Origin of the sequence: Mucilaginibacter sp. (assembly GCF_965277465.1) — a bacterium.
Lineage (GTDB): Bacteria > Bacteroidota > Bacteroidia > Sphingobacteriales > Sphingobacteriaceae > Mucilaginibacter.
This window is the reverse complement of record NZ_CBDICW010000002.1, coordinates 1,852,992-1,864,581: the sequence shown is the minus strand read 5'-3', so window position 1 is coordinate 1,864,581 and position 11,590 is coordinate 1,852,992. Positions and strand designations below refer to the sequence as shown.

Sequence of the window (11,590 nt, the reverse complement as noted above, 5' to 3'; positions counted from 1 at the left end):
AACAAGCACACGCAAGCAAGATTTAAATGAACTTTTATCTTGACTCCTGAGGCTTAACTCTTGAATCTATAAAATGAAATTACTCGACGGAAAATACGTATCAGAAAAACTTAAGGGCGAAATAGCCATAGCCGCAGCTAAAATATTAGCAGATACCGGGCGTAAACCGCACTTGGTTGCTGTATTGGTTGGGCATGATGGTGGCAGCGAAACTTACGTAGCCAGCAAAATTAAAAATTGCGAGGCTGTAGGCTTTAAATCATCATTAGTTAGGTATGAAAGTGATGTTACCGAAGCAGAATTATTAGCTAAGGTAGCTGAGCTTAATGCTGATACCGATATTGACGGTATCATTGTGCAGCTTCCATTGCCTAAACACATCGATCCGGAAAAGGTAACAGAGAAAATTGATCACCGCAAAGACGTGGATGGTTTTCACCCGGTTAACTTAGGGCGCATGCAACGTAACCTGCCATCATTCATCCCTGCAACCCCTTATGGCATCACACTGATGCTTAAAGAGTACGGTATTGAAACAGCAGGCAAGCATTGTGTGGTTGTTGGCCGCAGTAATATAGTAGGTTCGCCGATGAGCATTTTAATGGCACGTAATACCTCGCCGGGTAACTGTACAGTTACAATATGCCATAGCCGCACACCTGATATTAAAAACTTTACGCTTCAGGCTGATATATTGATCGTAGCCATTGGTAAAAAGAATTTTATCACTGCCGATATGGTAAAAGATGGTGTGGTAGTTATTGATGTAGGAATGAACCGCGAAACCAGTACCCTTACCAAATCAGGCTTTAAGCTTTATGGTGATGTAGATTTTGATAATGTAGCGCCAAAAGCTTCATGGATAACTCCTGTACCGGGAGGCGTAGGTTTAATGACGATTATAGGCTTGTTAAAAAACACCCTGTCATCCGCCAATAAAGAAGTTTATCAATAAATAAAAGATATTTATAAACAAAAAGCCCTGCAAAATCTATCTGGCATGGCTTTTTGTTTAGCTCACAAATTCTTTGGGGATCTGGTAGTTTTCATTCTCATCACTCCAGGCCATTGAGGTTATGCGCCAGCTGTCATCAACCAATATAAATTGTATGTAATTGATCCCTTTGGGTAAATTCTCAATTTCGTGATCGGCCAGGCTATACTCATAAACGCTTATCCGCTGGGCTATCTTGCCAAAAACTTCAGTTTTTGAATAAAGTTCTCTTTGCATAAATTGTAACAGGGTACCATCTGCTACCTGTGTTTCCAGCGTTTGGGCAAACAATTCGGCCGTATATTTAACCGGCTTGCCAAAGCTGTTATTAATAAGTAGTCCGTCCCCATAAAAAAGTGTTCTTACCGTTTCCAGGTCGGGCATTTCTCCATCCTGAAAGCTTAATGATTCGTAAAAATCTTCAGTCACATAATCAATCGCTCTTGCGTTCATCTCTATTTAAATGCTTGTTTTATTCGCTCCCAAAAGGTGTTTATTCCTATATAAATTATATCATCCTTTACCTTAACAGGAAAGCTGCTAATATAATCGTTTTGTCCTCCACTTCCTTTGCCGGTACGCAGATCATAAGAATAACGGTGGAACGGGCAGATTAGTTTTTGGTTATTGCACCAGCCATTACTCAGATCGGCCCCGGCATGCGGGCACACTGCCGACAGGGCATAAAAAGAACCCTCATACCCTATTAAACAAACAGTTTTATTGCCGGCTTTAACTTTTTTAATAAATGGCTGATCAGTATTTTGGATACCGGGTATTTTATACCACCTCATATAATACTAAAAGTCAATCTTTAGGTTCATGAGCGATGGGTTTTTCATCACATCATCCATATTGGTAATAAGGGTCACTCTTTTTCTATCAGCCGATACGATGGCCCTCGGGTTATTTACTTTTTTTACAGGGTGTGCAAAATTCAATATCACTTTGTAAGGCATATCTATCAGCATGGCTTTGGCCATTGTAAAAGCCGACTGTGTTTTTTTTAAAAACGCATTGAATTTTGCTTTGTCAATAATCCTGTAAAACTTATGAGGGGTTATTTCATACACGTAATAGTCCTCTCCGGCTACTAATTGCTGCGCATCAAAGCCTAAACCTTGTTTATTATCAGCCGTATTGGTAACAGAATGGATCTGGCTGTTCATTGATATTTTTGAGATGTGTTTCAGGTAGTATTCAAGGTCGGCAGCATTTTTGGCCACATGGTTAACACTTACCTTCATGATGCTTTTTTTAAGATTCATCTTTATAGATAAGTTGCTACTCCGGGCCATATTGGCCTCATCCAAAGTCATTTTTTGCTGTGTGCTATCCGGCAGTGCTGTATAAAAATTAAGAGTGGTATCTTTTACTAATGAAAACTGGGGCGTTTCTTTAATAGAATCTGTCATCAGATTCATCAGTACCGACACGGCACTGCTCATATCAAAACCGTAAACAACATTGCACGATCCATCCTGTTTAAAATCGTAATGCTCCTCAATATCAACGCATGAAGATAAGCTGAGCAACACAAAAAACAAAAACAGGGGGCGTATCTTTTTCATGTTGAAAATTTAAGGTAATGATAGCTAAAAAAAAATTAAAGCAAATATAAAATAATCAGGTGTTTACCGGAATAAAAAGCATGAAACCTGTCTGTGTAATATCACAATTTAACCTTCGTCATGTAGCATTAACTGTTCGCCTTTTTGCTTTCGGCTTAAAACCGTACTTTTGCACTTTAATTATGGCACACCAGATTCCGGACGACGGCACACTGCTTCCTTTAATGGAAGAATTTTATACGATACAAGGCGAAGGATTTAATACAGGAAAGGCTGCTTATTTTATTCGTTTAGGTGGTTGTGACGTAGGTTGCCATTGGTGCGATGTTAAAGAAAGCTGGGATGCCGAACTGCACGCCCTTACCACTGCTGATCAGATAGTTGAAAATGCCTCCAAACATCCATCAAAAGCTGTTGTGGTAACCGGTGGAGAGCCATTGATCTATAACCTTGATTATTTAACTGCCGGCCTTCAAACAAAAGGGATTAAAACTTTTATTGAAACATCAGGAGCTTACCCCCTATCAGGCAACTGGGATTGGATTTGCCTATCACCCAAAAAATTCAAGGCTCCTATGAACCTTGTTGCTGCCAATGCAGATGAGCTGAAGGTGATCATCTTCAATAAATCTGATTTTATTTTTGCTGAGGAAAATGCAAAACTGGTATCGCCAAACTGCAAGCTATTTTTACAGCCAGAGTGGTCAAAATCAAAGGAAATGATCCCTTTGATTGTTGATTACGTAATGAATAATCCGCAGTGGGAAATATCATTGCAAACACATAAATACCTTAATATTCCATAATAAATGTAACTTAGGATACAAAATCACGTATCAAAACCAATGAGAGTTATTTTCTTCTCGGTTCTGTTATTATTTTTATCCGTTTTTGCATTTGCCCAGCAAAAACAATACTCTACCACCGATAGAGAAGCCATTAAGAATTTTGCCCTGGCCAATCAAAGTCTGGATGATCACATGTTTGATGATGCCATACAGCTACTTCAAAAAGCCATAGAATCTGACGGAAACTTTATTGAGGCACATGCCCAGTTAGCTGATGTTTACCGTATAATGCGTAACTATAAGCCTGCTATAGATCAATACCTAAAAGTAATTGAACTAAACCCCGATTTTAACCGCTCTGTGTACCTTAAAATTGGCGAAGAGGAAGTAAATACAGCACAATATGCCGCCGGTGAAAAGCATTTAGAAAAGTATATAACTTATCCTAACATTACTGCGCCCAATATGGCCTATGCGCAAAAGCTGATAGCCGACTGTACCTTTAGCATCCAGGCTATTGCACACCCGGTGCCATTTAAGCCTATTAACATGGGCCCCGAAATTAACACAGCCGATGATGAATACCTGCCCGTTGCCACTGCTGATGAAAGCATGCTGCTTTTTACACGCAAAATAAACAATAACGAAGATTTTTATAAAAGCCTTAAGTTAGATGGCAAGTGGCAAACAGCTACTTATTTAAGCAATCAAATAAATACCCCTCAATATAATGAGGGTGCCGAGTCCATATCGCAAAATGGTAAATACCTGTTTTTTACCGGTTGTAACCGCCCTGATGGGCTTGGTCGCTGTGATATTTATATAGCGCAGAAAAGAGGAGACGATTGGGGTAAACCTTTTGACCTGAGCCCGCCAATAAATACCTCGGGATGGGAATCGCAACCATCCATCAGTGCCGATGGCCGTACGCTTTATTTTGTAAGTAACCGTAAAGGTGGCTACGGTGGTTATGACATTTGGAAATCAACCCTTACCGAGAAAGGCTGGGGCGAGCCCGAAAACCTTGGACCAAACATCAATACCATGTATGATGAACAGTCGCCCTTTATTCATCCGGATGACAGCACTTTATATTTTTGTTCAAACGGATGGCCGGGTTTAGGTGGCAAAGACTTATTCGTAAGTCGTTTAAGTAAAGATGGTAAGTGGCAAAAACCTGAAAATTTAGGCTACCCGATAAATTCAAATGGCGATGAAAACGGCCTTTCGTTAACTGCTAATGGTAGTTATGCGTTTTTCTCATCAAACAACTTAAACGGTTACGGAGGATTTGATATTTACACCTTCGAGCTGCCACCAAATTTGCGACCGCATTTAGTCACCTATGTAAAAGGTATTGTAAAGGATGTTAAAACGTTGGTGCCATTAGAGGCCGCCGTCGAAATTATAGATCTGCAAAAAGATCAACCTGTTTTTCAGGATTACAGCGATGCAAGGGAAGGTGATTTTTTAGCTACGCTAACCTCTGGTAAAAACTACGGTTTGAATATTTCAAAAAGCGGTTACCTGTTTTATTCGGCCAATTTTTCGTTAGTGGGGCACGAACCTAAAAACCCGTTTGAAATAACTGTTTTGCTGGAGCCCATAGAAGTAGGTAATAAGGTGATCCTGAATAATATATTTTTTAATACCAATAAGTTTGATTTGAAAGATGAGTCATTAGCCGAGCTGCAACAATTGGTGCAGTTTATGACCGCTAACCCTACCCTGCATATCGAAATATCGGGGCATACTGATAATGTGGGTAACGACGAACTAAATCAAACGCTTTCAGAAAGCCGGGCTAAAGCCGTATATCAATATCTTATTGCCAATAAAATTGAGGCCGCAAGGTTAGTTTATAAAGGATATGGAAAAACACAACCCATTAGCCCTAATACAACAGACGAAGACCGGAAAAAGAACCGCAGGACAGAGTTTAAAATTATTTCAAAGTAAACAATATTAATACATAAAAGGAAAGCCCTTGAAATCAAATTCAAGGGCTTTCATTTTATAGTATTATGTTAAGATTTGCTTAGCCTTAGTTCCCCATTTCTGAAAGGAACTTTATGCGAACCAGCTGAATTTCTTCCATAGTGAAATCATCGCTTCCTAATTCAGCCAGCGCATCATCTATTGAATCAACCTCGGCAGTACGGAAATAATCAAATATCTCTTCCTGCTTGTCTTCATCAATAATTTCGTCAATATAATAGTTAAGGTTAAGCTTTGTACCTGAGTTAACAATAGTTTCAACCTCTTTCAAAATCTCTTCGTAGGATAAGCCTTTTGAAGCCGCAATATCATCCAGGTTTAAGTGCCTGTCTATATTTTGAATAATAAATACCTTAAGTGCTGATTTATTGGCAGCACTCTTGATCACCATATCAATAGGGCGGTCGATATCATTATCCTCTACATATTTCTGGATCAGATCAGTAAACGGCTTACCAAATTTAAGCGCTTTACCGGCCCCTACGCCCGAAATCTGTTTAAGTTCCTCTGTCGATACCGGGTAATGCGTACACATCTCCTCTAATGAAGGATCCTGGAATATCACAAACGGTGGTAATCCCTTTTGCTTGGCCAGCTTTTTACGCAGGTCCTTAAGCATCTGCAACAATGCAGTATCCAGCGCCCCTCCGCCTTGTTTAGGGCCATCTTCAGAGTCATCATCATCAGCAACCTCAATTGGCCTGTTCAGTACAAAACGGATGCTGTACGGGTTCTCAATAAAGTCGTTACCGGCTTTGGTTAAATGCAGCAACCCATAATGATCAATATCCTTAGCTAAAAAATTATTCAGCAGGGCCTGGCGTAATAAGGAGTTCCACAAATTGCGGCCATCTTCTTTACCCGATCCAAAATAATCAAGCAGATCATGCTCATAGCTTTTTATCTGGGCATTATCTTCACCCATCAGGATGCTGATAATATAATGATCGTCAAATTTTTCACCAATCTGTTTGATCAGGCTCAGTGTTTTATGCAAATGCAGCTCACCATCAAAATGATCTTTTGATGCGCAGCAATTATCACACATGTTATTACAGCCGGCCTCATTAAAGTTTTCGCCAAAGTAATGAAGCAGTTGCTTGCGCCTGCAAACAGATGATTCTGCGTAGTCAATAACTTCTTTCAGTATCTGTGTGCCAATTTCGCGCTCAGCTACCGGTTTATCCTTCATGAATTTTTGAAGCTTGTCGATGTCCTTCTCAGAATAAAAGGCAACACATACTCCTTCTCCGCCGTCACGACCGGAACGCCCGGTTTCCTGGTAATATCCCTCCATGCTTTTAGGCACATCGTGGTGTATTACATACCTCACATCGGGTTTATCAATACCCATCCCAAATGCAATGGTTGCAACAATTACATCCACATCTTCCATCAGGAATTTGTCCTGTGTATCGGCGCGTACCTTAGGGTCTAAACCAGCATGATAAGGCAGGGCTTTAACACCGTTAAGGTTTAGTGCTTCTGCAACCTCCTCAACCTTTTTACGGCTCAGGCAATAGATAATGCCTGATTTGCCCTGGTTCTGTTTAACAAACTTAACAATCTCCTTAATCACATTGCGCTTGGCGCGTACTTCGTAAAAAAGGTTTGATCGGTTAAACGATGATTTGTATATGGTGGCATTGTTCATCTGCAGGTTTTTCTGAATATCCTGCTGCACTTTTGGCGTTGCCGTTGCGGTTAAAGCAATAATGGGAATATTATCCCCAATGTTGCTGATAACTTGCCTTATCTTGCGATATTCCGGGCGAAAATCATGTCCCCATTCTGAAATACAATGAGCCTCGTCCACCGCCACGAACGAAACATGGTTTAAACGTAAAAAGTCAATATTTTCCTGTTTGGTAAGTGATTCAGGAGCTACATATAGCAGTTTGGTTTTACCTGCTAACACATCCTCCTTAACCCTTGCAATATCTGATTTTGTAAGCGATGAATTTAAAAAATGAGCTATACTGTCTGATCCTCCAAAAGCCCTTAACTGATCAACCTGGTTCTTCATCAACGCGATCAATGGAGAAATTACTATCGCCGTCCCCTCACTCATCAAAGCAGGCAACTGGTAACACATGGATTTACCACCACCGGTGGGCATAATCACAAAAGTGTCATTGCCTGCAAGTATATTAGTAATAATCGATTCCTGCTCTCCCTTAAAATTATCGAACCCGAAAAAGTTCTGGAGATTATCAAAAAGCGACTTCTTTGTTTCTATCATTATAACGTATCCTTGATTCTATTAAAAGTTTAAAGTAACAAATTTTTCTCAATAAACGATGGATTTACTTTAAAATTTTATACAAAAATGATTATTCCTTCAAAAACAATTTGTTTATTTAAGCCGTTTAACTTGCGGTATTTGAACAAGGCTTTTATTTAGTTTTATTTAATATATAAATTACAAATTATTGTTCAACTTTACCACACATTTACCAAATTAAAATTGTTTAAATACACATGAATAAAAACTACTATGCCATCATTATGGCAGGCGGTATTGGCAGCCGTTTTTGGCCTATCAGCCGAACTTCACACCCAAAACAATTCATTGATATACTTGGCACGGGTAAAACACTGATACAAAACACTTACGACCGCTTTCTTAAAATATGCCCTAAGGAAAATATTTATGTGGTTACAAATGAAATTTATACTGATCTGGTAAAAAAACAATTGCCGGATATGACGGATAACCAGATCCTGACCGAACCGGTTATGCGCAATACGGCCCCCTGCGTTGCATATGGATCATTTAAAATTGAGAACCTTGACCCCAACGCTGCAATTGTTGTAGCGCCATCAGATCACCTGATATTAGATGAAGCAGCTTTTATCAGCGCTATTGAAAAATCATTAGAAGCGGCATCGGGCAACGATTGCCTGATTACCCTGGGTATAAAACCATCGCGCCCTGATACCGGGTACGGCTATATTCAATATACCGAGCAAAACCTTAATGGCGACTTTTTTAAAGTAAAAACCTTTACCGAAAAACCAACACTTGAGATTGCAAAAACCTTTATACAAAGTGGCGATTTTTTATGGAACGCGGGTATTTTTATATGGTCGGCCAAATCAATTGTGAATGCCTTTAACAAGCATTTACCTGATATGCACGAAATATTTGCTGACGCAAGATCAGTTTACAATACAGCCGAAGAAAAAGCTCTTATCCATAAAACATATTTACAATGCATAAACATCTCTATCGATTATGGGATTATGGAAAAAGCCGATAACGTATATGTTTTACCTTCGGAATTTGGCTGGTCTGACTTAGGTACCTGGGCATCCATTTATGATCTGGCCGATAAGGATTATGTGGGTAATGCTGTTATCCCGTCAGACAAAGTGATCATGTACGATTCCTCTAACTGTATGGTAAATGTACCTGAAGATAAGTTAGTTATATTACAGGGCCTGCATGATTATATCGTTGTGGAATCAAACAATACACTGTTGATCTGTCCGCGCGACCAGGAACAGAACGTTAAGAAAGTAGTTGCTGACGTTAAGCAGCAATTTGGAACAAAATATATTTAGTAATTAAAACCGGTGATTAATAGCAGGATTTAATTCCAGTTATTAATCACCGGCTTTTTTTATTATACCAATCGCTGGCGAATAGCTTCATATAAAATAATACCCGTAGCTACAGAAACGTTCAGTGATTCGATTTCCCCGTACATCGGTATTTTTGCCAGGTGATCCGAGATCCTGATGATTTCGTTACGCACTCCATCCTCTTCCGATCCCATTATAATTGCAGTTGGTGCGGTGTAATCAGGCTTGTAAATATATTCGGTTGTTTTTTCGGTACAGCAAACCAATTGTAAACCCGATTCCTGCAAAAACTTAACCGTTTGCATAAAGTTATCATGCCTGCAAACCGGGATCTTATACAAAGCTCCTGCTGATGTTTTGATAGCATCCGGATTAATTTGTGCCGATCCCTTAGCGGGTACTACTATTGCATGTACCCCGCTGCATTCAGCCGTACGGGCAATAGCGCCCATATTGCGCACATCAGTAATTGAATCTAAAACCAATATTAAAGGCACTTCGCCCTTTTCAAATATCTGCGGGATTATATCTTCTATCTTTTGATAAATAATTGGCGAAATAAAAGCAACCACACCCTGGTGGTTCTTCATGGTGATACGGTTCAGCTTTTCAACCGGAACCTGCTGGGCAGTAATGTTATATTCAACCAATAATGCCCTAAGCTCATTGATCAGATCGCCGCTGATACCCCTCTGGATGTATAACGATTCGATCTCCTTGCCTGCACGTATGGCTTCAATAACTGCACGTGTACCAAAAACTACCTGGTTACTTTCGCGACTTTCCCTGTTGTTATAAGACATTATTAATATTAAATTAAGGCTGCAAAAATAGCCATATTAATTAACTTTGCACGGGAGTAGGATAATGCTGTTTTGTAATTAAAAACTTTCAGAGAAATTAGCAAAATCATTTTATTAACAAGGCTGCTGAAAGGCCTTTTTACAGCTGAAAATTTTAGTTTTCAACATTCGTGTGTTAATATCAATCGTTATTTTTTTTATGAATTTGGACATTTGTCTGATTAAAATAAAAGATGTTAACGATGGGTACATCCGCAGATTTTTAATATATTTTTGTTCCGTATGATTTTTGAGAACGATAACCAATACAGTAAGCCAAATACCAGCGACCGCAAGAGCAGAATCAGTACCCCTGCTCCATTTACCGGGTTGGGGAAACTTCCTCCACAGGCCATTGACCTGGAAGAAGCTGTTTTAGGTGCACTGATGTTGGAGAAAGATGCCCTATCATCAGTTATTGATATTTTAAAGGGTGAAGTATTTTATAAAGACAGTCACCAAAAAATATTCCATGCCATCAGGCTCCTGTTTGAAAAATCATCCCCGGTTGATATTTTAACCGTAACCGCCCAGTTACGCCAGCAAGGTGAGCTGGAAATGATAGGCGGTGCTTATTACATTACCGAGCTTACCAACCGTGTTGCATCAGCAGCAAATATTGAATACCACTCCAGGATCATTATCCAGAAGTTTATTCAGCGTGAGCTGATCAGGATCTCGACAGAAGTGATCCAGAGTGCTTATGAAGATACCTCGGATGTGTTAGACCTTTTAGATAAGGCCGAAAAAAACCTTTTTGAAATTGCACAGAACAACCTTCGCCGCGATTCGCGCAAGATGGATGACCTGATGCACGAAGCATTAAAGGATATTGAGGCACTGAAAGATAAAAAAGACGGTTTAACCGGTGTTCCATCAGGCTTTACCGATCTTGACCGGATGACATCAGGCTGGCAAAAATCCGACCTGGTTATTATAGCTGCCCGCCCGGCAATGGGTAAAACCGCGTTTGTATTAACCTGCGCACGCAACGCCGCAGTTGATTTTAACAAACCGGTTATTGTATTCTCGCTCGAAATGTCATCTGTTCAGTTGGTTAACCGTCTAATATCCGGAGAAACAGAAATTGAGCAGGAAAAGATCCGTAAGGGTAACCTGGAAGAATGGGAATGGGCACAGATCCACTCAAAAATTGGCAGGCTTGAGCAGGCACCGTTAATTATTGATGATACGCCTGCGCTTAACATTTTTGAGTTCAGGGCCAAATGCCGCCGTTTAAAATCACAGCACGATATTCAGCTGATCATCATTGACTACTTACAGCTGATGCATGGAAAATCGGCAGATGCCAAGGGTGGCGGTAACCGTGAGCAGGAAATTGGTAGTATTTCAAGGGCCTTAAAATCTGTAGCCAAGGAGCTTAATGTACCGGTAATTGCGCTATCGCAGTTAAGCCGTGCGGTTGAAAGCCGCCCGGGTGGTTCAAAAAGGCCAATGCTTTCGGATTTGCGTGAGTCTGGTTCTATTGAGCAGGATGCGGATATGGTATTGTTCTTATATCGCCCTGAATATTATGGTTTGGATGTTGATGAGGATAACCTGCCAACTGCCGGCGTTGGTGAAGTAATTATAGCCAAACACCGTAATGGCGAAACTGGACGGGTTAGGCTTAAATTTGTTGGCAAGTTTGTTAAATTCACTGATATTGACCAGGGCATGGACGGCTCATTTGCACCTGCAAATGCTTTCTCGGGCTTAACACCTTCAAATGATTTTGATAAGCCAAGTAACTTCATCATCAGACCGTCACGTATGGACGATATGGAAGATGAACAGCCGCCGTTTTAA

General features: G+C 40.1%; 10 protein-coding genes. 5 read left to right on the top strand and 5 right to left on the bottom strand.

What is annotated here, in order from left to right:
• Positions 1 to 73: 73 nt before the first annotated feature.
• The gene (locus ACQY4U_RS20455; RefSeq protein ID WP_428331320.1) at positions 74 to 955 is read left to right on the top strand and encodes a bifunctional 5,10-methylenetetrahydrofolate dehydrogenase/5,10-methenyltetrahydrofolate cyclohydrolase; all 882 of its coding nucleotides are present in this window, start codon (positions 74 to 76) and stop codon (positions 953 to 955) included.
• Between the two features lie 57 nt (positions 956 to 1,012).
• Here the strand turns inward: ACQY4U_RS20455 and ACQY4U_RS20450 are convergent, their stop codons facing one another.
• From ACQY4U_RS20450 to ACQY4U_RS20440, 3 genes are read right to left on the bottom strand one after another with little or no spacing between them, the layout of a single operon-like run.
• Complete coding sequence (locus ACQY4U_RS20450) at positions 1,013 to 1,447, bottom strand: hypothetical protein (protein WP_428331319.1); 435 nt, start codon at positions 1,445 to 1,447, stop codon at positions 1,013 to 1,015.
• Positions 1,448 to 1,449: 2 nt separating this feature from the next.
• Complete coding sequence (locus ACQY4U_RS20445) at positions 1,450 to 1,788, bottom strand: Rieske (2Fe-2S) protein (protein WP_428331318.1); 339 nt, start codon at positions 1,786 to 1,788, stop codon at positions 1,450 to 1,452.
• 6 nt (positions 1,789 to 1,794) lie between these two features.
• Positions 1,795 to 2,565: a hypothetical protein gene (locus tag ACQY4U_RS20440; protein WP_428331317.1), complete on the bottom strand. Its 771-nt coding sequence runs from the start codon at positions 2,563 to 2,565 to the stop codon at positions 1,795 to 1,797.
• Positions 2,566 to 2,747: 182 nt separating this feature from the next.
• Between ACQY4U_RS20440 and ACQY4U_RS20435 the strand changes: the two genes are divergently transcribed.
• Together ACQY4U_RS20435 and ACQY4U_RS20430 are read left to right on the top strand one after the other, a co-directional pair.
• Positions 2,748 to 3,371: a 7-carboxy-7-deazaguanine synthase QueE gene (locus ACQY4U_RS20435; RefSeq protein ID WP_428331316.1), complete on the top strand. Its 624-nt coding sequence runs from the start codon at positions 2,748 to 2,750 to the stop codon at positions 3,369 to 3,371.
• Positions 3,372 to 3,410: 39 nt separating this feature from the next.
• The gene (locus ACQY4U_RS20430) at positions 3,411 to 5,312 is read left to right on the top strand and encodes an OmpA family protein (RefSeq protein WP_428331315.1); all 1,902 of its coding nucleotides are present in this window, start codon (positions 3,411 to 3,413) and stop codon (positions 5,310 to 5,312) included.
• Positions 5,313 to 5,397: 85 nt separating this feature from the next.
• Here the strand turns inward: ACQY4U_RS20430 and recQ are convergent, their stop codons facing one another.
• A complete protein-coding gene (gene recQ, locus ACQY4U_RS20425) occupies positions 5,398 to 7,590 on the bottom strand; it encodes a DNA helicase RecQ (protein WP_428331763.1) in 2,193 nt (730 codons plus the stop codon).
• A gap of 242 nt (positions 7,591 to 7,832) precedes the next feature.
• On the opposite strand from recQ, the gene ACQY4U_RS20420 reads away from it, so the two are divergent.
• On the top strand, positions 7,833 to 8,918 hold the full coding sequence (locus ACQY4U_RS20420; RefSeq protein WP_428331313.1) for a mannose-1-phosphate guanylyltransferase: 1,086 nt from the start codon (positions 7,833 to 7,835) through the stop codon (positions 8,916 to 8,918).
• A gap of 62 nt (positions 8,919 to 8,980) precedes the next feature.
• On the opposite strand, the gene rlmB is transcribed toward ACQY4U_RS20420, so the two are convergent.
• Positions 8,981 to 9,742 carry a 23S rRNA (guanosine(2251)-2'-O)-methyltransferase RlmB gene (rlmB, locus tag ACQY4U_RS20415; RefSeq protein ID WP_428331312.1) on the bottom strand — a complete coding sequence of 254 codons (762 nt, stop codon included), beginning with the start codon at positions 9,740 to 9,742 and terminating at the stop codon, positions 8,981 to 8,983.
• Between the two features lie 282 nt (positions 9,743 to 10,024).
• On the opposite strand from rlmB, the gene dnaB reads away from it, so the two are divergent.
• Positions 10,025 to 11,590 (top strand): replicative DNA helicase, encoded by a 1,566-nt coding sequence (gene dnaB, locus ACQY4U_RS20410; RefSeq protein ID WP_428331311.1) that lies wholly within the window; start codon positions 10,025 to 10,027, stop codon positions 11,588 to 11,590.